Source organism: Salipiger mangrovisoli (assembly GCF_015223355.1).
In the GTDB taxonomy this organism is placed as follows: Bacteria; Pseudomonadota; Alphaproteobacteria; order Rhodobacterales; family Rhodobacteraceae; genus Salipiger; species Salipiger mangrovisoli.
Genome location: NZ_JADFFK010000025.1, coordinates 35997 through 60779, shown reverse-complemented (window position 1 = coordinate 60779; position 24783 = coordinate 35997). Strand labels below are relative to the sequence as shown.

Below are 24783 nucleotides of genomic sequence, written 5' to 3'. Positions count from 1 at the left end.
GGGTTTACTTGATTACTCGGCCAGACTTTTGAAGAACGAAAGCGGTCCCGCGCTCAACAAGCTCCGGTCAAGAAAGCCATTCCACGCCTCGCAACTGGTTTCAGGAAGAAACACGCAGTTATGGCAGGCCGCGTGGTTACCGTTCGAGCCGCTGCGCGCCATTCCTTCGGAGCATAGCGGATCAGCGGAGCAGAGCTCATGGTCGGCCAGCGCCTGAAACACCAGTTGCTCCATGCGAGCCGGTCGCGCTTGCCGCGAAAGCCCTCCCATTGTTCCGTCTGCGTCCGGCGTCGAGGTGTAGATCAGCAGACCGGCCATATCCGGCCCGACATAAAGGCGTTCACGCAGTGCGCTCGACGAATACCCGCTGTCGAGCGACAAGCGCGCGATCAACGCATGCGCCAAAGTGTGGATCAGCATGTACCGTGCGTTGAGTTGCTGTGGCGCGCCATCCACCTGTTTTCCTTCGGCCCGAGCACTATCCATATATGTCTGAATCAGATCAGCAAGATGACTGACAACATCCGGCCGCCTTTCCCATGCAGACACGGCATCCAGGTCCAACGACAGGAATACGCCTTCCCCATGCATGGCTACCGCTGGCAGCCACGACAGACCTGATCGAGACAGCGGCACGGCGTCCGGCTTGCCACCAACCTGCGCCTTCAGCCTCGTGAACCCGGTCAGGGCACGCACTTCCCGAAGCCTTTCCACCGACGAAATCCAGGAGATCATCCCCGTCAATGTGGGAGGAACGGGTTGTTGGCGGTTCAGCAGGATCATCGCGCTTTCGTCAAACTCAGAAGTATCCGTCAGCAGCATCCGGAACTCGTCCAGCCGCAGATCTCCTTCACTTCCAGAATTGTCTTCCTTCATCTCCCTAAAGCGACGTGCGATTTCTTCGGCGCTGTCGGGGCCGTCCCAAGTCGGCAGGATCTTCTTTACGATGAATGCGATCCGCATTTCTTCATCGTCGAGAAAATCGAGCATGTCGATGAAGTCGGCGATCTTCTCCCTGAAGGACACCTTCCAATCGGGAAGGGTTATCGCGCTCTCCTCGATCGAAAAATAGACGTTGCTCGCGCCCCGCTGCGTGATCCGCGGCGCCGCCTCACATCCCGATTGGCGTCCGCCAAGCCACGGTCGGCCACCGCCGCATTTGTGCTTCGGAATACCCTTGGGTGAGAATGCCTCGGCCATGGAACGCCCCGCACCACAGGATTTGCAGGTCAGCAACAGCCCTCCGATGCCAGCTCCGACGCTCTTCAATGCCAGAACTGGCCGAGAACACCCAAGCTCGTGCGTCAGCCAGGAAGTCCAGGGAAAATCATCAAGGTGCCCGTTTTCGCAAATTGCGACGAAACGCACAGGCACCACTGCAGGCTTCCCCCGGCATTGCCCACAATGCAGGCTATCGCGGTTCCGCGATGGCGCCCATTGTCCCGACCGGTTGATGACGTGGCACTCGGGACAGGACAGCCAATCTGGAAACCGTTCTATCGGGAGCACGCGATCCCTTTTTTGCCCGTCCTTCAGGTAAGTCCCTACCGGCGGAGCCCGGAAATGGTCGACGCCCAAGAGCGCTTCGAGTCTCGGTTCGCGCACCATATCCTGCTTGTAGCCACCTTTCGTGTAGGCCTCCCAGGCCTCCAAACCCTGCATGACTCCCGAAAGCAGCGCCCCGCTTCCCGGCAGACGGAAATCGACGATTGCCCCCGGACCGAAGGTCGAAATGATCTGACTGCGGCGAATGCTGCCAACGTTCTTGCTCATTGGATTTCCTCAGCGTCTGAAGACGCAATTTCCTTGATGACGAATTCAGTCGATGGCTCGACGGCGCGCAGTGTTCCCGGGGTGGCTCGCGCGAGGCCCTTGGTGAAGCCGACGGCATTGGATGTCGCCTGTGCATCCGCTGAAATCAGTAAGGCATCGTCCGACCAGTTGGCCCAGTATTGCGGCAGTGCTCCACGGCGCAGCCAAAGCTCCAAGAACTCGTCAAGCTCGCGACGAGCGGCATCAGCCTCCCCAGAGTCCACGTTGGAGATGCGCTGACATATCAAATCGATCAGTGCTTTCAGGTCTGCCTCGTGGTCCGCCGCCGCGGCCGGTGTGTCCAACATGCCGGGTACCAGATGCCGCGCCATGGCAACAAACGGAGCGTGGAGCGCCTTGTCCCGCGCCCTCGGTGCAAAGGGTGTCACGCCTGTCGCCTCGACATCCCGGTACAGGGCACTGTGCCACGTCGGGAAGGTCTCATAACGACTTCGGTCACGGGACTTGCTCGCATTGTAGAGTGTAACCACAAGCCCCGGCACGCGACCGCGGCCAACGCGGCTTGTTGCCTGGATATATTCGGCGATTGTCTTTGGCTGGCCATTGACCAGCATCAGGCCCAGACGCCCGACGTCGAGACCGACCGAGATCATGTTGGATGCCAGAACGACGTCGGCGGCCTCGCCACTGTTTCTGGCCATATCCAGTTCCAAGAGCTTGGTACGGATCTCTTCAGACTTCACCCTGCTTGTAAGCTCAGTTGGCGGCTGAAGGTGACGTGGCTGCTCTTGCCGTCGTGCCGATACAAGTTCGAGCCCATGCGTGACGTCGTCCTGCATGATGATCGAGGCGCTGCCGAGTTCGCGCAGCGAGTTGAAGTAGCCTACAAGCGTCCAGTAATAGTCCTCCTCGGCACCAGAAAGCGACGGATCAGCCGCAGCCTGGAGAAGCGAAGATGCGATCGCCTGATAAATGTAGCTGCCGGTACGACCGGCCGTTGTCACACCCAGATACAGCCGTCCAGGGCTTTCCTGCTCGACGCAGGCAAAGCCTGAATTGGCATGGTGCAATCCCGGCGGCGGAAACTGCATGACGGATCGATCAAAGAGATTCAGCACCTGATCCGCTGCACGCCTGATCGTGGCTGTAGAGCCGATCACTTTAGGGCGTTGTCCCTCCCGGGTGCATAGGGCGTCGATGGCGGTCTCGAAGAGGCCCGCCATACTACCCAACGGCCCGGAGATGAGATGAAGTTCATCCTGGATGATCAAATCGGGCGGCAATCGACCGGCATCGCCAAGGCCAAAAAGGCGCCCGGTTTGCTTCTTCGTGACGATCTGAACGAACTTGTCTGCAGTGCTCAGCAGCAGTGTCGGAAGTTCGCGGTAGATATCTTCGTCGACCGTCCAGAAGGGAAAATGGTCGCGTGCTTGTCCTGAACTGCACTCGTTGCCGTGGCAGGTTGCATGGATCCGGTCACCACTGGACGCGATATCCCATTCGAGTTGTGAACCGCAGTCCGGGCAATGCTCGATCTGTGCGGGCGAACCGGTCTTCTCTGTTTCAACGATCTTGTTCGGAGTTGTGTCCCTGCCGACCCAAAGGCCAATGGAAATCGGCGCGCCTTGCGAGAGGGAAGAAGGGATCTTGATGCCGGGGCACTCACAGTCCCCTGTCCGTAATAGATCACAGGCAAGGATCATCGCCGCTGCCCGCTGGAACTGCTGCGCCGTCAACAGGCGCAGTGTGTAGCGCATTAGGACGGTGACGCCGGCAGTCTCAGGCCCTCCTAGCTGACGGCGCAGGAAAACTGTGTATGCCGTCAACAGCAGGTAAGCTTCGGTCTTGCCGCCCCCGGTGGGAAACCAAAGTAGGTCCATCACGCCACGATCATCGTGGTCCCGGTTCCCAGCCGAAGCCATGCACAGCAGCACGAAGGCCATCTGAAAGGGGCGCCAGACCAGTGGGCCGATCTTGGAATCCCGTTTGCGCTTCCATTCGTTCTGTTGCCAGAGCGCGCGGTTGGCGAGCCGGAATGCGAGGAGTTCCGGACCGTCCTTCCGAAGCAGATCCACCCCCTCTCTCATCCTGCCTGACGCGATGCGACACTCGTCCATATGACACCGCGCCGTATCCTGTTGCCCGGCTGGTAACGCATTGACCTCAGCTTCTCGAGCAGCAATCCATTGATCGTAACATGCGCAGAGCTCGTCAAGCGCCGAGCAAACATCGCCAGAAGGCGCGACAGAAAGCCACTCAGAGCCGAGAGCACCCTCCAGCTTCTTCGCGACGAGTTTCCCAAAATGCTCAGGATCACCCAGAGGCCCTGGCGATCTGACCAGGGTCGACGGCAACCACTCGGTCGAAATTCGAACCTTTCCATCTGGCAGATGCTCACTCCGGATGGAGCAAGTATGCCCAGCGCCATAGTCGGGAGCGTCGCGATAGAGCAGCGCGGCCGTGGCCCGGTCTTCATCCGGCATCCGTCGCATTGGATCCGGACGAGGAACGATCAGACCGAAATCAGGATCGGCTTCGACGCTGAACCCAACCTGATGCAGGTTGCCGACGTCGCGCAATCCGGGCTCGGGCTTCTCCGGCATTACGTTTCTGTTCAGAAGAATGATAGTCACAAGGTAAAGGTCGCCATGCCTGCGCGAGCGCAACCAGAGCGCCATCTCCGGCACACCGGGCAAATCATATTCGCCATCGCGATCACTGGGAAGCTCGATGGAATGACGGGCTTTCAGCGGTTTGCGCGCCCAATCAAACCGCGGGCGCCCATCGTCGGAGGTGGCACGTGGTCGGGCCTCGTAGCGGGCCGCCGAAACATCCACATTGAGAAGGACGTTCTCACCATCCGTCGGGCGAACCGCGAAAGACAAACCTGCCGAACTTGGGCGAAAAGTATCCGGCGGCACCCGGGACGCGGCATCGTCCCCCTCATCGGAACCAAGAACCGCGCCCTCCGTCTCGCCCACGCCCTGCGGGCTCTTCTGGGCAAACAGGATGCCCGTCATGTAAATTTCCGACGGGCTGTCATGCAGAACCTCATCATCCGCCAAGGGCCCCATGAGATCCTGCCTGAGGCGTTCGATCATACGCTGGCGCGCGACATCCACCGCGTTACTGGTCATCTTGATTGTCCTTACTCCCGGCACCCCGCACGACGCCCTGAAGCACCGGCAGCAGAGTCACCGCTTGAATCCTGCCATCGTTTCGACGGTCAACCACGGTTGTTGCACCGACCACGCGTATTGTACCTGCAGCGAGGCCGCCCCGACCGGACGCGAGGTAATCGAGGTCGGCACTCAGCGGACCATCAACTTGAGCCAAAGCATCCCCACTGTCAGTGAAGAGGTGCCATAGCACCTCGTCACCTGTGTCACTGCGCCGGAACGAGCAACTGGGTTGCCGGAATGCGGCCTCCCAAACCTCCAGGGCCGGAGCGACCCCGCCAAGGGGTCTCAGCCCTTCCGACCCGGACAGCAGGAGGCCGCCGCCGCTTCCGCGCATCCATCTGCCTCCATTCTTTCCAGGACGAACCAAACCCGGCCGCGCCCTGCCCAGATACAGGTGTGTCGACGCCCTCGTCGCCCCTACGAACAGAACGCGAGCTTCCTCCTGCCAGTCGACATCATCACCAGTCGGAACCGGAGGCAGCATGAGAAGTACGTTCGATGCTTCACGCCCCTTTGCTCCATGTATGGAGCCAAGCAGCGGACCTGCAGTGCCGACATGATCGCGCGTGTGCGCCGCCGGCTCCCGTTCAACAGCCTCCGCGATGTCCTGAAGGCGCGCCGTCGGTCCATTCCCGAGGGACTGAAGGTCAGAAAGCAAGTCCGCTTCCGTCAGACCAAACGGCGCGGGATGAAGGTCCGCAAGTCGCCGTCGCACATGCTCAAGACGGACAGCAGCACCGGGTGCAAGCCCCGCGCACATCACGCCCACCAGCGGATTGCAAACAGTTGTTTGTCCCGACAGTTTCAAACGGTGTGTCCGGGCTGCCCGAGTCAATCGGGCTGACGCGGCCTCGGTGGCAGCGCGGCCCCGGAAAAGGATCAAGCTGTCATCCCGCCACGGAAAGACCGGTCCGGTCAAGCTCACATTTGGATCCGTCGCAACGTCTTCGAGCATTTCCCGAATTTCGAGATAAGTCGAACGCGGATCACCGTCGGCTTCGAGCAGCGCCCGCGCCTGTGCGAAGAAACGCCGCAGACTGTCTGACTTTGTCCGATGGTTTGCCGTAAGGGTTCGGTCTTCCCAGCCGGTGCGGCCTCTGAACTCGGCATGCAGGGACCCATCACTCCCTTTGTCGCCCGCCCACGATCCGTAGATCGCCTGTGCCCCGTCGCCCAGTATTGTTACTCCAACGTTCATCGGCAGCGCATCGATCAAAGCGCTACAAAACATGCGTCGCTCCCCAACGATGTCCTGGGCTTCGTCGATCACCAGATGGGTAATTCCCGTCAGCAGATCCAGCATCGCCTGCTCGCCGTCTGAAATCGCTTTTCGAGCAATACGAACGATCCGCTCGTGTCCCCCGGACGGGGCATCCCCAAGCGTAGTCACCAAGTTCCACGCGAGAGAGTCAATCGTACCGCACGTGACGCCGCCGGAATAAGAGTGGTCCGCCAGAGCCTGCGAGATGCGCCCTCCCACCTCTTCAGCTGCGACGCGAGTAAAGGTTATGAGGCGAATTCCGGCAGGTGGCAGGCCTTGCTGCACAAGATGTATGACCCGTTCCGTAGCGGTATGCGTCTTGCCACTCCCCGGGCCGGCGGTAACGATCTGTCGCGCACTTGCCGAACTGTCGATGACTGCAGCTTGTGATGGATCAGCAGCATTCTCCCCCGTCCGGGGCAAAGGGAAATACTCCCTGAGCCAAGCTGATGTATCCTGGGGGATCGCTAGGTCTGGCACGACGCCAGCAAGGCCGAGCACGCGTGTCAAGCCGCTTGAAGAAGTCTCACCCAACGACCAGACTCCTGCATCCAAGATCTGCCAAAGACCAGCGATATCATCATCTGAAAGCTCGCCGACCCAGTCATGAAAACTGACCGCATCTGAGGGGACCACATCCGTTGTTCGCAGCAGGCCATGAGGTTCGCCTTCGGACGCATCTCCCCCAAGCAGGATGCACCGATCCCCTTGGATCAGCACCGGCACCGACCTTCGTTTCACCAAGACTGGCTCGCCGTACGACTTGCCGGAACCAAGATCACCGCAGGCCACCAAAACCGACACGAGAGCCTGTGCCCATTGTTTTGCTGCCGCCTCGGACACGCCGTCGGCTATGGCAAATGTCCGTAGACCGGCGACTACCCGGGAAATCGGCACTGCCCCGAGATCATGGATATCCCTGCGCAGCTGTGCAGCCAGTTTTTGACCGGGGACGACGGCGTTCACCGCGTCGAAATTATTGTTCAGCATTCCGCGTTGTACTCGACCTAAAGTAATGACATGCCTATTGAAAATCACCGCGAACCGCTTCAAGCATGTAGTACCATTATTGGCGCCTGCGTGACGAAATGAAAAGATGAATGACTTGTTTGCCAGTGAGAATCTGCTGGCGCAGATTTTTTCAGACCTGTCCCGGGAGCGGGATGGTGGAACTGTATACCTGATCGAACACGGCCTCGATCGCGACGCAATCGAGCAATTGATGTACCTTGTCAGCCAGCGTGCTGCGTTACATCAGCTCACCAAGCGGGCATGGCAGGAAGTCGCGCTGTCGCTTTGCGTAGTCGTGACCGAGATCGGCTATGAATACAGGGGTACCGGGACCGATTTCTGGCCATTAGTTGAGTCAGCAATCAAGGTCGACATTCCAATTCCACAACGTAGCGAAATTGCCGATCTGTTCCGGGATTGTGCAAAAAAGTTCGGAACCGCGCGACCTCTGGATGATGCCTGGTCGGCAGCGTTTCCTTACATTGCATGGCCCGTCCGAAATGCCATGGTTCCTCGAGAGGTCCATGGCTCCTTGGCACGTCTCGTTAGAGAGTTCTTGATTCAAACCGGTGGTCCGAGTGGGACGAACGCGGCGTTGCCGGGACTGAAAGAGCTTGCCCGTGGCTTCGGTTCACGACGGCTGGAATCTTGGCTGCAGGATGACGACCTTGTACTGCCGGTAATCCGCCATCTCGTCACCGGCGGAACAGGCGACTTGGGTATGGAAGCAGGCTTCCTGCAGCGCCTGACCAATGACTTGAGAGCCGAAAGTGAGGTCAAGCGTCTCGAACGCGTCATCCGGGCGAGGCGTCTTGCTGAGCATCAGGGCGTGGAACGTCTTCCCAAGGCAACATACGAACTCCTGCTTGATGATGCGGAGGCCCGTGGCTTGGCCGTAAGAGGGCCAAGCCTCACCCCCGCCGAACTCGAAGCCGTCAGGTCAGGAGTCGGTGCTCAATTGTCAAAATCAACGGTCACTGTTGGCGCGCGCTCTACAACCCTTGAGCGCTTCCTCTGTGGTGATACCGTCTTCATCGGACGTCCAATCGAAGAGGTTCCCCGCCCGCAGATCAGTGGAATTGAGGCACCGGCCTGGCTGGAACGCGTCATCTTTCCCGCGCCGGGATTGCTCTTCCGAGACGAGGGTGACGACGGATATCAAACACAGCTCAGACCCACGGACTGGGTGACGCCGGGCATCTCTTTTTACGAGATGGTTCTTGAAGGACAGGGCCTCGATGGTTGGGGAGACGGGCTGTACCACTTCATCAGCGGGACACCGGAGGGCGATGCAGTTTTGGCCCGGCACGGCATCCACGTGGAAGCTGAACCATTTGTTGACTTCCTCGGCGGCCTGACCCTGCGCCACGATGGTTCTACCGTAAGCCAGGCCTCGGGACGACCGGTCCAGGCCCGATCGAGAACACCTATTACAATTTTTGCCGAGCGTCTCGACCAGACTGAAAATATCGAATTCCGTGTTCCAGACGACCGATGGCACACTTTGCCGATGACCGAGGGGATCTGGTCACTGTCGCCGCTCGACACGTCCAAGGTTGCCCCGATCGACTTGGTTTTCCGCGATATCGAACCGCCTGCGCCTGTGAACCTATCCCTCCAGCCTGATGGAATCGGCCTTTCAGAGATCGCGCGCGGCGCTGGCGCGCTGCATCTGTCAACACCGATCACCCTGCACGACATGGACCTCGAAATCACGTTGAGTTCCAGTAGTGGCCTATCCCGTACCGTGCGCATCCTCGCGCCGAGTGCGCCTGTCAGGATCGCTTTTGACCGCCCCGAATTTGCCGACATCCGGACCGTGGCCCGTCTTTGGACCAAAGGTGGCATGCACGCCCGTCTTGAGGCCCGAGCAAATGGGCTGGACAGAAACGCGTGGTCACTTACAGCTCCGGAGCCAGAATGGAAATTTGATCGCCGAAGCGCACAGTGGACAGCGGAAGGACAAGAGACGCTGGAGGCGCTCATCTGCGATCCCGTGATCTCGAGCACGGCGTTTGTGCCTCGCGCAACCTCGTCCGCAGCATTGACATCTGGATACGGCCTTCTCCGTCCGGCCGGCGGAAGCGACGGTGCGCTACGCAGTTGCATTCTGGTGGAACCCGAAGCCGGCACGCTGCTCAGCAGCATCCCCAGAGCCATAGCGGATCCGGTTGAGCGCGTCACGGAAACCCAAGGTGATGCACACGGCCTTACCGAAGGCTTTGAGGCCTATCTCAGCTGGAGCCTCGCCTCGGCAGGATCAACAGTAGGGGAAGGTCTTCGCTCCAATGCCCGCCGAAAACTCGAAGATAGGCTTGTAGCCGCGCTCTGCGGTGATCTCTGGATCAAGAGGGAAAAGTCCTGTCGCGGACTTGGAACGGGCTTTCACCGGCGGCTGGTTGCCGAAGCCATGCAGGCCGATCTGGTCTGTGGCACAACAGCTTTCTCACCGCTGGATGACGATCAGAAGCACGAACTCGCCGGCTATCTCGAAGAGCGTTTCCGCCGAATGTTGCCTGCGCCAGACCTTGTCGTCATTCCCGACGGAGACATGTGGCCCGACATGGACGATGCGGTTCTCGATGCGTGGGAGAAGCTTTCGGAGAAAGCGATGTCCGATGGCGCTGCTGAGCTCGAATTCGACGCTGGCAATGCTGATGGCAGCTGGCAAAAGCTCGTGGCACGCGCTCGTGAAGCGGCGCGCCTTCCCGAGTTGTCCGCACTCGTGCTGCCCGCGCAGCGAGCCGAAAGCCTCGAACGGTTGCCATATGAATCCAGCCATCTGGACGACCTGATTGCCGCCTTGGTGTCCAGCCACCTCGATGTTCAGTCCCGGAGCGGGCGCTGGATAACACCGGCCGACCTGCGAGCCTTGTTGCACCTTTTTTTGGCGCCGGAGCGGGTCATGGATGACCCAGAATGGCGGGGCAGACTGCTGCGCTTCGGCGCTGACCGCTCCACCGCGCGTGCCGTTCGCTACGCTGCCTTGCGCTATCGCGCGATGACGAATGTTGACCTTACATGAATAGCTTTCATCTTGCCCAGTCGGGCTTTCACGCCCTTGAACGCCTCGTCGCAGCTGAGTCTTGGGAGATGGGTGGCGCCCTCGGCGTCGCGGCCGACCCTTACCCACATCAGATCGCCAACCTGCGCCGCATCCTTGCGGACACGGAAATCCGTCACCTGCTCGCCGATGAGGTCGGAATGGGTAAGACGGTGCAGGCTTTGATGATCCTCAATATCTTGCGCAGGCGCGATCCGTCTTTAAGGGTGGCAATCGTCGCACCGGAACGCATCTGCTACCAGTGGCAGGTCGAGCTTTCGGCGCGCGGCCACATATCAGCCCCCATCCTGACAGACGCAGATGAAGAGCAGGAGCAACCCGATGGCGAAGGCTATGTCCACCTGATCAAAGCAGACATGGTCCGCAGGCAACCGGCACGTCCTTCTCCGGAGGACTATGACATGCTGATCGTGGACGAGATCCACGCCATGAACCTCGACGACGCGGCATTCCTTTCCAGCCTTTGCCGGGAGCGTCGAGACGCGCCACGGTTCAGGCATGTCCTGCTGCTGACGGCAACGCCGCGTCTGGGCAATCGCGATTGGGCTCGCGCTGTCATCGGCGCGATCGAACCGGAGCGCTCGGAAATCGCCAATCTCCTCGGCCGCGAGCCCTTGGAATTCCTGTCGGAAGACGCCGCTGCGGCGCAGGCGCGCGTTTCCGACGGCACACTCTCCGTCGCGGCCTACAGGACCGCCTTCGCAGCGGATCGCCGAATCCTTCGTCAGACGCGAAGCCAATGGCCAGGGATGGCACCTACGCGAAAGGTTCACACTGTCCGTACCGCTCCGTCCGACGCAGAGATGCCGAAGATAAAACTGCAAAATGCAGCCTGCCGGGACGGTCGGGACAATCCGATAGAGTCGGCCCCTTGGCTACAATGCCGTCAGATGTTCCGTGCTGGATCCAGCCTACGTGAAATGCTGCGCCACCGAACCTTCTCGGCCCACCAAGACTTGCGGGACGAGGTGGAGACCACTTTGTCGCGCAATCCCGGCAACGCGTTGTTCGACGACCTGTGCGACGTGCTGCTCGACCATTGGCACAAAGATCCAGGGCGGCGTATCATCATCGTCGCGGGCGACACGCCCACCGTCGACATGCTGGAACGGCGTCTGTCCGAAATGTTCCCGCACCTCTCTGAAGGCGGCATCGCAACCATGCGTGGTCGCTACAACACTGATCTGGTCGATGTAGTCGGTGCCGTTCAAAGTGAGGCGACTGTCCTGATCATGGAGGAATTCGTCGAAGCAGGTCTCAACCTGCATAACTTCGCCGAGGACATGATCTTCTACAACCTGCCATGGCAAGCCTCGCGTATCGATCAGCTCATTGGTCGCCTTGACCGCCTCCGCTCCGGCGGGCTGAGTGCCTACATGAAAGATCGGACCGTGGGCACGATTGGTATATGGCGAATGGTCGTTGCCGGTTCTGCAGATGAGAGGGTGCTTGAAGCACTTGACCTGATGGAGGTCTTCGAACAGCCTTTGCCATACCTCGACGAAGCCCTGTCCCAGCGTCTCGATAGGATCATCACCGATGCAGCGGCTGGCCGCGACAGCTTCAGGCAGGCCGCCTCCGAACTGAAAAGCGAGCTGTCCTTCGGCCTGAACCAGTCTGGAGAGGATTTTGCCCCGGCCCAACCGGATACCGCGGACGACATCAGCGAGATCGTTGGCAATATTCGTGCCGCGGAGCATGCTGGAAATGATTGGTTGCGCCTATTGCACTTCAGTGGAGCCTTGAAAGGCGGATTTCCAAAAGCCAACGACGGCGAACGCGTCGCAACCCTCTCTTTGCCGCCACTGCTGGAAGATTGCCCCTACAAACTCGGCGCGATGACAACGCGCGAATCCGAGGTTTTTCGCTGGCGCCGGGATCGACTTGGTAAGCCACCCAAAAAAGATGTCGTCTTGCCGAAGGATCAACTCGGGAAACGAGCCCGTTTCTTTTCGACCGGAGACGAAATGCATGATGACTTGGTCCGTCAGGCTTATGCTGCGTTGAAAGCAATGACGGTTTCGCCGATCCCGGTCGGCGTCCATTTGTCGGATGAGGACTTGGCTTCAGAACTGGTCGGGAAAACGCTGATTTTGGTTCGCAGCTCCTGGCGGCCGTCAGTACTCAAGGACAAGCAAATCAGGACGCGCGACAACGATGTTCCCGCCGTGCGCGTCGGACGCCTTTCAGACCGCCGATGGATTTCCACATTGTTCCTCGATGCGGTCAGGACGCGCTGCCTCGTGGTCTCTGCGGACGGGGTCGTGTCGGTCGGCACCGAGAAGATCACACGCGCCCTTCTTGGCGAAGGCTGCAAACCGACGACGAACCGTCAAATCCAAAAGACGATTGCACCTTTCCGCGAAGTACAGAGGCTTGTGACCGCGCTGGAACGGGAGATTACCCAAGAAGAGCGAATGCGCCTTGGCGATGCGCGCGAGCAAGCAACCTCAGCATTGTCGGACAGGAGGCAGCTCCTGACCTCTGAAACCGAAACGTATGTCCGATGGAAGCAACTCAGCATTGAGCAATTGCGATCCCGCAACATCCAAGACCAGCAACAGATCCAGATGACTGAAGGGCAGATCGCGGCCGAACAGAGACGCATGCAGGCGCGTATATCAGGAATGACGGATCGATTGAGGACCCTCGAGGATACTCTGGTACACCTCGCCAACAACTCGATGTCCGAGACCTTTGTAATCCTGGCAAGGGTTCTGCCATCGGCCCAACTCGTGAGCTAAGATATTTCTGGTTGGGGCTATAGTCATCGCTCATGTCCGGCGCTGCATGATGATCTGTCCTCGAAGGGCGGATTCCGGACTTTCGCTGCGGCGACAATCCGACCGCCCGACAAAGGTGGAAGCCGAAATTCGGAGCGGGCCAAGGTCGAGGTTTGTTCTGCGCCGCCGCATGACCGGTTCGAGCCCTAAGCGGAAGCACCAATTTCTCGCTGCACGCGCACGCAGCGAAACGCCTGCCGCGATGTTCCGGAAAGTTACGCGGCGCCGCAGCTAAGACCCCGGACACTCATGCTCGGCACAGCGAAAGCCCGAGGAGGAAGGATCGGATCGCGGACGAAGTTGCCGTTCGCCATTGATGCAGATTGGACCGCATCGCCTGTCAGCAAGATGCCGAAGGCGGCAGTGGCATACTCGCCCACGGCGTCCGCGAACGGACGCTGCATCCCGCTGTACCCGCGCTTTGTAAGGGCCAGGGCGAAGGCGCGACGTTCAGGGGCTCGGCGTCAATCTGGCGTCGATGCTTCAACTCCGGTCCCGGCGAGGACGCCGGCTGGCAGGCGGTCACCCCGGACCGGGATTGAAGCGAGTGCGGTGTTCAACTCTTCCAGCTCTTCGGTCGAAAACGTTAGATCGGCGCCACCGATGTTCTCGTCGAGATGGGCCGGGTTCGTGGTGCCCGGGATTGGCACGACCATCGGTCCCTGTGCCATCAGCCAGGCGAGGGCCACCTGTGCGGGCGTCGCCGACTTGCGAGTGGCCCAGCTTTTGACCAGCTCGAAGATCGCCATATTCGCGGGCAGGTTTTCGGGTGCATACATCGGCACGACAGCGCGAAAATCACCTTCCGGGAAACGGCTGCCGGCGCCCATCTTGCCGGACAGGAACCCCATCCCGAGCGGGCTCCAGCAAACAAGGCCGATCCCAAGCTCATTGCAGAGCGGCAGCACTTCGGCCTCGGGGGTACGCACGTTCATCGAGTATTGGTTCTGGATCACGCTCAGAGGCTGCTCGGCATGGGCGCGGCGGACGGTGTTGATGCCCGGCTCCGAAAGGCCCCAGTTCAGCACCTTGCCCTCGGCCATCAACTCGCCGATCACTCCGGCCACATCCTCGATGGGCACCTCTGGGTCCACGCGGTGCTGGATCAGAACGTCGATGCGGTCGGTGCGCAGGCGCTTCAGCATAGCCTCGACCGCGCGGCGGACATGGGCGGGGCGGCTGTTGGTACCGCCCAACTGTGCGCCTGTCTCCGGATCGATGTCGAAGCCGAATTTCGTCTCGATCGTCACGCGGTCCCGGACGCCGGACAGGGCCTTGCCGACAATTTCCTCGGAGACCAGCGGCCCGTAAGCCTCGGCTGTGTCGATCAGCGTGACGCCCCGGTCGACGGCGCGGCGGACCAGCGCTTCGGCCTCGGCCTTCGAAAGGATCGAGCTGTAGAAGTCGGTGACCTCATCCGGGGTATCGCGGCGCACCCATTGGCAGCCGAGGCCCACAGGAAAGACCTCGACGCTGCCAAGCGCACGGGTCGCGGCATGAGCCCGGGTTCCGCTGCCGAGCGTGATGGCGCCGCTCGCTGCAAGAGCGGCGCCTCCGGCAACGACCTGCCGGCGATTGGGGTGTCCGAAGTCTGTCATGAGTAGCTTTCCTTCTTGCGGGGGGAGGGCCGTCGGCCGGGCGTGCGGGCGAACCAGTCGGTCAGCAGGTCGATGGTGTCGCGCTCGGCATCGCAGGTTTGTTCGAAGGCGGGCGCGATTCTGGCTTGCGGGGCCAGCACCGCCAGCGTCTCGAGCGAAGAGCCTCTACCGTAGCCGCCGTGCGTGATGAACGGCAGAACCCGCCGCGTTCCGGCGTCATGGGCCGTCAGGAAGCTGCGCAGCGGCGCGGGCATCGCCTCACCCCAGATCGGGAAGCACAGGCAGATCTCCCGGTAGCTCTCGAAACCTGGAACCGTCGAAGCCAGTGGAGGCGCTATCCCGGCGTCGCGTTGTTGGCGGGCCAGTTCGACATGGGCGTCATAATCCTCGGGGTACGGCGTGGCGGTCCGGATCTCGAAAAGATCCGCACCCTGCCTGCGGGCGAGTGTCTCTGCGACGACCCGAGTATTGCCGCTGCGGGTCAGGTAGGCAACCAGTGTCGAACTCGGCGGGGTGGCAGCCCGAGCCGGCGCGGGGAGGAACCCTGCACCCAGCACGGGCAGGATCAGCTCCGCCAGCGCCAAGCGGCGGTTCAGGTCCGTTCGGTCGGTCATTTCAGTGTCCTCTCATTGGACCCCAGTTCGGCAGGCAGATGTGCGGCCCAGAAGGCGGCAGCCTCCGCGACCCAGCCTTGCGCCGCAGTGCCGGTGCCATCGCCGAAGCCATGCCCGACTCCGGGTACGACACGGAAGGTCACTGCGCCCCCGAGGGTCCGGAGGGCCTCGACGCGGGCGCGCATGTTGGCGGCGGGGGCGATGCCGTCCTGCGCGCCGACGATGGCGTAGGTCGGCGGTTCCTGCGGTCCGAGGTCGGCATGCGAGGTATAGGCCATGATCACCGCGGCCGGGTGCTGCGGGCTCTGCGCGCCGAAAGCGTCCGGACCGTGGCTGCCAATGAAGGCCGCCATGCGCGCGCCGGCGGAGCTGCCCCAGACGGAATAGCCCTCGCGGGCCACGCCGAGCGTCTCGGCGTGCTCCATGACGTAGTCAACCGCGCGGGCCATGTCCGCGGTCGCAGTCCGCCCGCCCTGACCGGTCCGGTAGGTCACGACGAAGGCGTTGAAGCCGAGCCGGGAGAGCTCCATCGCATAGGGAAACCCCTCGTGGACCGAGCCGACGTAGGAAAACCCGCCACCCGGGGCGATCAGCGCGAAAGGCGCGCCGGGTCGGCCGGGGAAAAAGAAGAGCCCTGCCTCGCTCAGCGATGGCGTCCCCCGGCGCTCTGCCCCGGTGTAGATCTCGTGGAAGACAGGAACGCCCGCCCGCTGCAGGTCGAGCAACCGGTTGAGCCCTGCCAGCACCACATCGGGTCGCACCGCGCTGTGGTAGGGCAGCAGCTGCGCTATGTCGCGCAGGGGCATCTCCTCGCGGTAGTCGCGCTCCGCCCAAGGCAGAAGCCGGCGCGCGAAGCCCTGCAGTTCCGAGTGCCGCAGAAGATCTCCGACCGTCGTGTCATAACGGAGGGAAGCACTCTCGCGCGCCTCGATGGGCGCTGCGAGCCCTTCCGTCAGCGTGTCGGCTCGCGCGGGCGCGTCGCCGAGGCCGGTCGAGAGGCAGAGCGCGACGGCCGCCAGGCGGCGCCACGCGGGCATGGCATCGGTGCGCGGGATCTCGGGGGATTCTGTGGGGCTGGTGGTCATCATGGCAAGATAGGTAGGATGCTTTGGCGGGATTAGCCGTGTTTCCACGCAAGCCGGGATAAGCCCGGCGAATTAATCCGAGCGGTCCCAGAGCCATTCATCGTGAATGCCGATAAGGCTGATCGAGAAGACCCGGCTAATCGTTGTGCGGAATGCGACCCACCTTGGAGGCACCTCTTGCAACCAAGGATGCGCCATGACTCTTCGAACCCTGCTTCTCTCCGCCACCGCGAGCCTGGGGCTCGCCGCGCAGGCCTTCGCCTTCGAGCCGCTGACGATCATCGACCAGGGCAGCTTCAGCGCCGGCGGCACGGTGACGACCGAGCCCGGCAGCTTCGATCACCGCAGTCCCATGGACACCGCCGGGCAGAGTTTTCATGGCGATCACGCCTATGCCTTCTACCAGGTGCCTGAGGCGCCGCGCTCGCTGCCGCTGGTGCTCTGGCACGGGGCCTTCCAGTCGGGCAAGAGCTGGGAGACCACCGCCGATGGCCGCGAGGGGTTCCAAACGCTGATGCTCCGCCGCCACTTCCCGGTCTACACCATCGACCAGCCGCGCCGCGGCCGTGCGGGCAACAGCACCGCCGCGGCCGAGGTCAGCCCGATGGCCTTCGACCAGCTCTATTTCGACATGTTCCGCATCGGCCAGTGGCCGGAGTATTTCGACGGCGTGCAGTTCGACGGCTCCGAGGAAACGCTGGGAGAATTCTTCCGCTCGGTGACGCCGAACACCGGCGCTTTCGATCCCGAGGTGGTCAGCGACGGCGTCTCGGCGCTGGTGGATCGGATCGGCCCGTCGATCCTCGTCACACACTCTCAGGCCGGCGGGCCTGGCTGGCTGACCGCGATCAAGAACCCGGACGTGCGCGCGGTGATCTCCTACGAGCCCGGCAGCGGCTACGTCTTCCCCGAGAGCGAAATGCCCGAGCCGATGAGCGGCGCTGCCGGAACGCTGGAGCCGGTCGCCATTCCGGACGCGGATTTCCAGAAGCTGACGCAGATCCCGATCATCGTTTACTACGGCGACAACATCCCCGAGGAGCCGACCGATCTCTTCGGCCTCGACAACTGGCGCACGCGGCTGGCCATGGCGCGGCTCTGGGTCAACGCGATCAACGCCCGCGGTGGCGACGCAACTCTGGTTCACCTGCCCGAGGAGGGGATCATCGGCAACACCCACTTCATCTTCTCGGATCTGAACAACGCGCAGATCGCCGATCTGGCGGCCGAGTGGATCGAGGCGAAGGGGCTTGGCGGTCTCGCCCAGTGACATTGTACCCGCACCGCCGTAGGCGGTGCGGGTCTCAGCCGGCCCGGTGGCGCAGGTGGTCGATGAGCAGGCGGAAAGCCGGGCTCATCTGGCGGCGGTTGGGGTAGTAGAGGTGGTAGCCTTCCCAGGTGGGCCACCAGTCCTCAAGCACCGGCTTGAGCCGGCCATCCGCGAGAAAGGGCTCGACCATGTCAACGGGCAGGTAACCGATGCCGATCCCGTCGAGCGTTGAGGCCAGCCGCAGGGGCAGGTTGTTGAAGGTCACGGGCCCGTCGACCCGCACCCGGGTTTCCTGCCCGTGCTTCTCCAACTCCCAGGCAAAGACGCCGTTATGCGTCGGAAGGCGCACGTTGATGCATCGGTGTTCGGTTAGTTCGTCCGGCGTCTGCGGGGCCGGGTGGGCACCCAGATAGCTCGGGGCGGCCACCATGCACACGCGAATGTCATGGCTGATCCGCACGGCGATCATGTCCTTGGCCACCTGCTGGCCAAGGCGCACCCCCGCGTCGAAGCCTTCGGCCACGATGTCGATCATCCCGCCATCGACGCCAATTTCGACTGTGATGTCGGGATAGGCCTCGAGGAACTCCGTCAGCTTCGGCTGAAGCACCGCGATTGCGGGATGCTCGCCGGCGCTGATGCGGATCGTGCCGCGCGGGCTCTGGCGGTTGGTGTTCAGCTCGTCGAGCGCATCCTCCATCTCGTCGAACTGTGGGCCGAGGCGCGACAGCAACCGCTCGCCCGCCTCGGTCGGCGAGACGCTGCGGGTCGAGCGCGTCAGCAGCCGGACACCCAGCGACTCCTCAAGGTTCTTCACCGTCTGCGACAGCGCCGATTGCGACATGCCGAGATGCGCCGCCGCGCGGGTGAAGCTCCGGTGCCGCGCGACGACGGTGAAGGCGTAGAGCTCATTGAAGGTGCGGCGCATCGATTATGTATCCCTGCTTATGACGGCTTTCGACTTTATCTGTCTAATCGATGAAATGGGAATGGATTAGATAACCGGCAAGCCCCGGGCGGGGCCAAACCTCCCATCGGATCGGACCATGCCTCAGACATCCACAACGCAGAGAAGGGCAATCCTGGCGCTCATTGTCCTGAGCTACGCCATGATCGTGCTCGACATCTCCATCGTGCTGACCGCGCTGCCCCGGCTTCAGGCCGACCTCGGCTTCAGCGACGCCGGCCTATCCTGGGTCTCGAGCATCTACACGCTGTTCTTCGGTGGCTTCCTGCTGCTCGGCGGCAAGCTTGGCGACCTCTTCGGGCGGCGGCGGATGTACATCATCGGCCTTGCGATCTTCGCGCTGGCCTCGCTGGCCATCGGCGCGGCGCAGGGGGCGGGTTTCATCGTCGCCGCGCGCGCGGTGCAGGGCCTCGGGGCGGCGATCCTCGCGCCATCGACGCTGGCGCTCCTGCAGGTCACCTTCCCTGCGGGCGAAGAACGCAACCGCGCCGTCGCCTGGTACTCGGCCGCCGCGGGCGTCTACGCGAGTTTCGGCATGGTGCTGGGCGGGCTGCTGGCGGATCTCATCTCGTGGCGCGCGGGCTTCTTCCTGAACCTGCCGGTGAGCCTTGGCCTGCTGGTGGTCGCCCTGCGCTTTGTCGGGGAGACCGAGACCTATCGCGGCCGCATCGACCTTGGCGGCGCCCTGCTCTCGACTCTGGGACTGGGAGGGCTGGTCTTCGCGTCGGTCCATGCCGCCGAGACCGGCTGGGGCAACTGGGGCTCCTTCGGGGTGCTGGCCGCGGGGGCGCTGCTGATCCTCGCCTTCCTGCTGCTCGAGGCGCGGGTGCGCGAGCCGCTCTTGCCACTGCGCCTGCTGAGCCACGCCGAGCGCAGTGGCGCCTATGCTGCACGCGTGCTGTTCCTCGGGGCCAACGTCGCCTTCTACTTCTTCGTGGCGCAATACATGCAGGAGGTCCTGGGTCTGAGCGCCGCGATGACCGGGCTTGCATTCCTGCCTGCGACGCTCGTCAACTTCGTGGCAGCCATGAACGTGCCCCGGATGATCGACCGGGTCGGCCGCGGCCCCGTGCTGGTCGCGAGCTTTGTCAGCTGCGGCCTCGGCCTTGCCTGGCTCTCGCTCCTCGGGACCGACAGCAACCTCTTTACCCAGATCATGCTGCCGATGATCCTCGTGGGCTTCGGGCAGGGCGCCGCCATGGCGCCGCTGACCTCCGCCGGCATTGCTGCCGTTGAGGCGCGCGACATCGGCGCCGCCTCGGGCACGGTGAACGTCGCCCACCAGATGGGCTCGTCACTCGGCCTCGCGCTGCTGGTGGCGCTGGCCACCCTGACCTCGGCTGCCGGCTCCTCGGCCGCCGCCATCGCCGAACGCACCTCTCATGCCCTGATGGGCGGCGCGGTCCTCGTGCTCGCCGCGCTCGTCATCTCCAGGCTTTTCATCCTGCGGCGCCTCGCCTGAGCGCCCTTCAGAACGGAGAACTCCTCATGAAACACCGTACTCTTGGAACGCTTGACGTATCCGCCATGGGTCTTGGCAGCATGTCGATGACCTCGGCCTATGGGCCAGCAGCCGATCACGGACAGATGATCGCCCTTATCCGCGGCGCCGTCGACAAGGGCGTGACGCTCTTCGACACGGCCGAGGCCTACGGCCCCTTCGACAACGAACGCCTTGTCGGCGAGGCACTTCAGCCGGTCCGTGACCAGGTGAAGATCGCCACCAAGTTCGGCTTCGACATCGACCCGGAGACCGGCGCGCGCGGCCCCGGCACCAACAGCCGCCCGGCGCATATCAAGGCCGCGGTCGAGGCGATGCTGCAACGCCTGCGCACCGACCGGATTGACCTGCTGTACCAGCACCGCGTCGATCCCGAGGTGCCGATCGAGGACGTGGCGGGCGCCGTCGCCGAGCTGATCGACGAGGGCAAGGTGCTGCACTGGGGCCTCTCGGAAGCCGGGCTCGACACCATCCGCCGCGCCCATGCGGTCAAACCGCTCAGCGCTGTGCAGAGCGAATACTCGCTGTTCTGGCGCGGGCCGGAGGCAGCGCTGCTGGCGTTGCTTGCGGATCTGGGCATTGGCTTCGTGCCCTTCAGCCCGCTGGGCGCGGGGTTCCTGACCGGCCAGATCACTATGGACACCGTCTTTGCCGCTGACGACTTCCGCTCGGCCGTGCCGCGCTTCGCCCCCGAGGCCCGCGCCGCCAACATGGCGCTGGTCGACCTGGTGAAGACCGTCGCCGCCGAGAAGCAGGCCACCCCGGCCCAGATCGCGCTGGCCTGGCTGCTGGCGCAGTCGCCCTCCATCGTGCCGATCCCCGGCACCACCAAGGCGCACCGGCTGGACGAAAACCTCGGCGCCCTGGATCTGGACCTGACGGCGGAGGACCTCGCCCGCATCACCATTGCTGCGGATGCGATTTCGGTCGAAGGCGACCGGCTGCCGGAAGCCGTGCTGAAGATGACCGGCCTCTGAGCCACCCGGGCCCGGCCATTGATCAGCCGGGCTTATGACGGCTATCCCCTTCACCCGGCTGATCGAATGCCGCCTGAGACCACAGGTCTTGGGCGGACCCAACCGTCTCGCGCCATTTGCGGCCTGAGAGCAACGACACCAAGGGAGACCCATATGGGACAACCATTCGCCACCCTTTCTGCCGGCTTCGGGCTTGCGGCGCTTGCCGCCATCGCCGCGCTGGCCGAGCCCAACGAGGTGCGCTTCCCGGACGAGGCCATGCTGGCCGAGCTGGTGCATTACACCACCGTAACACGCGGCGATGTGACCGAGTTCATGTACACTTCGCCCGAGGCGCTTGCGGCGCTCAAGTCCGGGGGCGAAATCCCAGACGGCACCCAGGTCATTCTGCAGGACTGGCGCGAGGGCGAGGTCTACCGGCTTTTTGTCATGGAAAAGGGCGAAGGCTTCGGCGAGGCCTATGACGAGGCGAGCCGAACCGACGACTGGCAGTTCCAGTGGTACTGGCCCGACGGCTCGATCAACGCGGACGAGAACACCCAGCGCTGCCGCTCCTGCCACATGTCGCGCGAGGGGCGGAATTTCATGTACACCTACAGCGACGCCCGCGCGTTCGAGCAATGAATTTTCGCTGGACCCGCCCTGTTCCGCGCCTCCTGCTCGACGGCGCCATGCTGCTCTGCCTCGTGTTGGCCTTCGCCTACTGGTGGCTCGGCAATGGCATGCACGAGGCTCTCGGCACCGTCTTCCTGCTGATCGTGCTGCGCCACGTCGCCAACAACCTCTTCTGGTGGAAGGGGCATCGCGGTGGCCGAATGACGACGCAGCGGGCGCTCAACCTCGTCCTCGGCGTGCTGCTCTCGGTGACGCTGGTAATCCTGCTGGTCAGCAGCCTCGCCGTCTCACGCACGCTGGCCGGTTGGCTGCCCATTCCGCGCATCTTCCTGATGCAAGAGGTGCACTGGTTCGCCGCCTACTGGGCCATCGCACTGGCGGCGCTGCATCTCGGAGTGAACTGGAACCGCATCGCGGCGCTGCTGCGGACGGCGACCCGGCGCCCCTGGCCCCGCTGGGCCGGGCTGCTCGCCTGGGCAATCGGCATCGCCGGGGCCCTGCAAGGGATCGCCAGCGGGACCTTGCTGGGCTTCTGGCCCCGTCTCGGCTTCCGCTACTCGCTGTCGATGTGGGATTTCAATGCGTCGGTGCTCCCCTTCTTCCTCCACTGGGGAGCGGCGCTTCTAACGCTGGCAGTTGCAGCGCAGTTGCTTTTGCGTGTGGTTCAAGTCCCAACCGGGCTGTTCTCGGGAAAGTCTCGGTCGTGACTCCCAGCGATCCATCCAAGTAACTCGCGAGGACAGATGTGGGTTCGGAGGGGCCTATCATTGCGCTCTGCCTGAATGGTTGCTTTCGGGTCGTGAAGCGAGCGGGACAATGTCCGGTTAGTCCCGCACAGCGTACCTTGTCCGTAGAAAAATGCTGCGCGACGCATGAACGACTGTTTCGGTGGAGCTGCGCCGCAGCGAGGTCGTCCAGCCCCAAGGTCGGGTTAGGGCCGTTCACGTCGGTAGCAAGCCTATCGGACCCCGCATGGCACATGTCTCTAATTTGCGCTTGCAGCGAATGGCGACTTCGCATCCGATCCCGAAACGGCTATGGAGCCGCGTATCGCAACACGTGAGGCGTTTGATCACACAGGAGGTGTACTTGCTGCGGAAACTCGCCCTTACAGTGGAGCCCGTTGACCGCGAGACGCTCCCGTCGCTGTTTTCGCGCATGGCAATCCTGAATGGAACCGACGCTGCCAACTTCGCCCTCGATCTCGGCACCACCTTTCGGCGTATCCTGGAGCAGGACGAAGAGGCTGTCGCGATTTTTGCAGAACGCGCAGGGGTGTCGGCCACGCAGCTCGCCGAGCTACTCTCCTGGACAGGTGAACGCATCGGAGACGTCCGGATGCGGTTTCGGAAGGAAGTCTTCGTCTCGCGGGCCCTGCGAAACCCGATCATTCGGGGCTGTCCGCACTGCATGCGTGAGCAGGCAGATGATCAGCCGCATCCGTTGCGGCACATTGCTTTGCGGGGGGACTGGCTCTGCAGAGGTGTTGATATTTGCCACCAGCATCACCATCCGCTCGTTCCCTTGTGGTCCAGCGCGCGCCCCATCGAACGGGATAATATTGGAGCGCGATTGGAGGAAATCCTGCCAGGCCTGCGAGCAGGATCATTCGACTGCGCGCGCATCGATCCTACCGACTATGACCTTTGGCTTGATAAGCGTCTCTCGCAGGGTATCGCTGCGGACGACACATGGCTTGCCTCACAGCCAGTGTTTCCGGCGATCACGCTCTGTGAGTTCATCGGTTCAGCCTTGCTGCGCAAACAGGGCGAGGCCCCGGACGATCGGCGCGCCAAGGCCACGGGCTTTGCCTTTGTCTCGCAAGGTCCCGATGGGATCCGAGCGGCCCTGGACATCCTCATGCGGTCACAGGACGGCGGCCACATCGTGACGCAGGGCGAGTTGGGTCCGCTCTTCAAACATCTCAAGGGCATCTATCTTGATGACGATGCCTTTTCGGGGTTTCGCGGGATCCTTCGAAACTATTTCCTGGAAATATGGCCGTTGGCGCCAGGTGATGACCTTCTCGGGCAGACCGTGACAGAGCGGCGCCTTCACTCCCTCACGTCAGCATCAAAGGAAACCGGCATCGGCACGGCTGTTCTGGATGATTTCTTGACGGAAGCAGGCGCGTTCGCGCCCAGTGACGCGCGTGCCGATGCCCGCAAGACCTTTGATGCGAAGGCCTGGCAGCACGTCCTTGATGAAATCCCGACGCTGGTTGGTCCCATTGCGCTGCGAAAGGCAATCGGCGCGACCTTGGCCGAATTGAACGGGTTGAAGGCAGACGGTGTCCTCGTCCCGAGGACCAAAGTTGCAACGATCAAATCGCCTTGGCGGATTGCGGATGGCCAAGCCCTTCTTGAGGAGTTGGAGGCCTACGCGCAGCCGGTGGCTCCAGAGGAGCCAGGGTGGGAGACGATCCAACTCGTTCACAAGCGGCTGGACCTTCCTGTTGCCGAGATCATTGCGGCCATCCGGACGGGGTCTCTGCGCCTTGGTCAGCGTCCTGATGTTTTCGGTTACCACGGGCTTGTGGTGGAAATCGCCGAGGTTGCTGCGTTCAACGCGAAGGTCGCGCCGAAGCGCAAGCCATCGATCAGCCAGGGAGAGGTGACAGCAGCGGCCTTCGCTCGGTCGGCGGGCATTCGGGGGAAAGGTCAATTCCTAGCTCTGATCGAAGGTGGTTACACGCCTGCGACGTTGGTTTTGAATCCTGCGACCAGGCGTCGGGAATGGCGCATGAGCCGCGACGACATCGCTGCGTTTGCGGCCAACTACACGACACCATCAATGCTGTCGGCCGAAACCGGTGCGCATTTGAACACGATTCGTGCCGTTCTGCAGAGCGAGGGGGTCCAGCCGTTCCGCCCGAACGGCTTGGGTGTCGGACCGGTCTATCTTCGCAACGCTGTTGAGCCGGTTGTGGCACTCCTGAAATCTCAGGGAGGTAAGTGACCGATAGCCACGGGTCATGCTGAAATACCGTTCTGTCCCAGTGTGCTAGAAGTAAACCTCGATACCGCACCCCAAGCCTCTTGACAGGGGGTGTGCATGGAAACCGCCAAAACGTGCAAGCTTA

At 62.4% G+C, this 24783-nt stretch carries 15 protein-coding genes; 8 read left to right on the top strand and 7 right to left on the bottom strand.

What is annotated here, in order from left to right; genetic code table 11:
• Positions 1–12 precede the first annotated feature (12 nt).
• The 3 genes from drmB to IQ782_RS24705 are packed head-to-tail and all read right to left on the bottom strand — an operon-like array spanning position 13 to position 7206.
• Positions 13–1773, bottom strand: a complete 1761-nt coding sequence (gene drmB / locus IQ782_RS24715) for a DUF1998 domain-containing protein (protein ID WP_194137342.1) — start codon at positions 1771–1773, stop codon at positions 13–15.
• Positions 1770–4910: a helicase C-terminal domain-containing protein gene (locus tag IQ782_RS24710; protein ID WP_240989553.1), complete on the bottom strand. Its 3141-nt coding sequence runs from the start codon at positions 4908–4910 to the stop codon at positions 1770–1772. The genes drmB and IQ782_RS24710 overlap by 4 nt, the downstream gene beginning before the upstream one ends.
• Positions 4900–7206 (bottom strand): UvrD-helicase domain-containing protein, encoded by a 2307-nt coding sequence (locus tag IQ782_RS24705; RefSeq protein WP_194137341.1) that lies wholly within the window; start codon positions 7204–7206, stop codon positions 4900–4902. The genes IQ782_RS24710 and IQ782_RS24705 overlap by 11 nt, the downstream gene beginning before the upstream one ends.
• A 106-nt stretch (positions 7207–7312) precedes the next feature.
• Here IQ782_RS24705 and IQ782_RS24700 point away from each other — a divergent pair, with 106 nt between their 5' ends.
• Both IQ782_RS24700 and IQ782_RS24695 read left to right on the top strand, forming a co-directional pair.
• The gene (locus tag IQ782_RS24700; RefSeq protein WP_194137340.1) at positions 7313–10252 is read left to right on the top strand and encodes a hypothetical protein; all 2940 of its coding nucleotides are present in this window, start codon (positions 7313–7315) and stop codon (positions 10250–10252) included.
• A complete protein-coding gene (locus IQ782_RS24695; RefSeq protein WP_194137339.1) occupies positions 10249–13035 on the top strand; it encodes an SNF2-related protein in 2787 nt (928 codons plus the stop codon). Before IQ782_RS24700 ends, IQ782_RS24695 begins: the two co-directional genes overlap by 4 nt.
• 503 nt (positions 13036–13538) lie before the next feature.
• On the opposite strand, the gene IQ782_RS24690 is transcribed toward IQ782_RS24695, so the two are convergent.
• Genes IQ782_RS24690 through IQ782_RS24680 form a run of 3 tightly spaced genes read right to left on the bottom strand, consistent with a single transcriptional unit; the run spans position 13539 to position 16374 of the window.
• Positions 13539–14672, bottom strand: coding sequence for an aldo/keto reductase (locus IQ782_RS24690; RefSeq protein ID WP_194137338.1), 1134 nt, complete (start codon positions 14670–14672; stop codon positions 13539–13541).
• Entirely contained in the window at positions 14669–15286 is a 618-nt protein-coding gene (locus IQ782_RS24685) for a flavodoxin (RefSeq protein ID WP_194137337.1), read from the bottom strand. Before IQ782_RS24685 ends, IQ782_RS24690 begins: the two co-directional genes overlap by 4 nt.
• Positions 15283–16374, bottom strand: coding sequence for an alpha/beta hydrolase (locus IQ782_RS24680; protein WP_240989552.1), 1092 nt, complete (start codon positions 16372–16374; stop codon positions 15283–15285). The genes IQ782_RS24685 and IQ782_RS24680 overlap by 4 nt, the downstream gene beginning before the upstream one ends.
• A gap of 193 nt (positions 16375–16567) precedes the next feature.
• Here IQ782_RS24680 and IQ782_RS24675 point away from each other — a divergent pair, with 193 nt between their 5' ends.
• Entirely contained in the window at positions 16568–17641 is a 1074-nt protein-coding gene (locus IQ782_RS24675) for an alpha/beta hydrolase (RefSeq protein ID WP_194137336.1), read from the top strand.
• Between the two features lie 34 nt (positions 17642–17675).
• Here IQ782_RS24675 and IQ782_RS24670 read toward each other — a convergent pair whose 3' ends face one another.
• Positions 17676–18569: a LysR family transcriptional regulator gene (locus IQ782_RS24670; protein ID WP_194137335.1), complete on the bottom strand. Its 894-nt coding sequence runs from the start codon at positions 18567–18569 to the stop codon at positions 17676–17678.
• A 118-nt stretch (positions 18570–18687) separates the two neighbouring features.
• On the opposite strand from IQ782_RS24670, the gene IQ782_RS24665 reads away from it, so the two are divergent.
• The 5 genes from IQ782_RS24665 to IQ782_RS24645 all read left to right on the top strand — a co-directional run bounded on the left by IQ782_RS24665 (position 18688) and on the right by IQ782_RS24645 (position 24659).
• On the top strand, positions 18688–20070 hold the full coding sequence (locus IQ782_RS24665; RefSeq protein ID WP_194137334.1) for an MFS transporter: 1383 nt from the start codon (positions 18688–18690) through the stop codon (positions 20068–20070).
• A 26-nt stretch (positions 20071–20096) separates the two neighbouring features.
• Positions 20097–21086 carry an aldo/keto reductase gene (locus tag IQ782_RS24660; protein WP_194137333.1) on the top strand — a complete coding sequence of 330 codons (990 nt, stop codon included), beginning with the start codon at positions 20097–20099 and terminating at the stop codon, positions 21084–21086.
• Between the two features lie 153 nt (positions 21087–21239).
• Complete coding sequence (locus IQ782_RS24655; protein WP_194137332.1) at positions 21240–21710, top strand: cytochrome P460 family protein; 471 nt, start codon at positions 21240–21242, stop codon at positions 21708–21710.
• The gene (locus IQ782_RS24650; RefSeq protein WP_194137331.1) at positions 21707–22408 is read left to right on the top strand and encodes a DUF4405 domain-containing protein; all 702 of its coding nucleotides are present in this window, start codon (positions 21707–21709) and stop codon (positions 22406–22408) included. Before IQ782_RS24655 ends, IQ782_RS24650 begins: the two co-directional genes overlap by 4 nt.
• A gap of 382 nt (positions 22409–22790) precedes the next feature.
• Positions 22791–24659 (top strand): TniQ family protein, encoded by a 1869-nt coding sequence (locus IQ782_RS24645; protein WP_194137330.1) that lies wholly within the window; start codon positions 22791–22793, stop codon positions 24657–24659.
• The last annotated feature ends 124 nt before the right edge of the window (positions 24660–24783 follow it).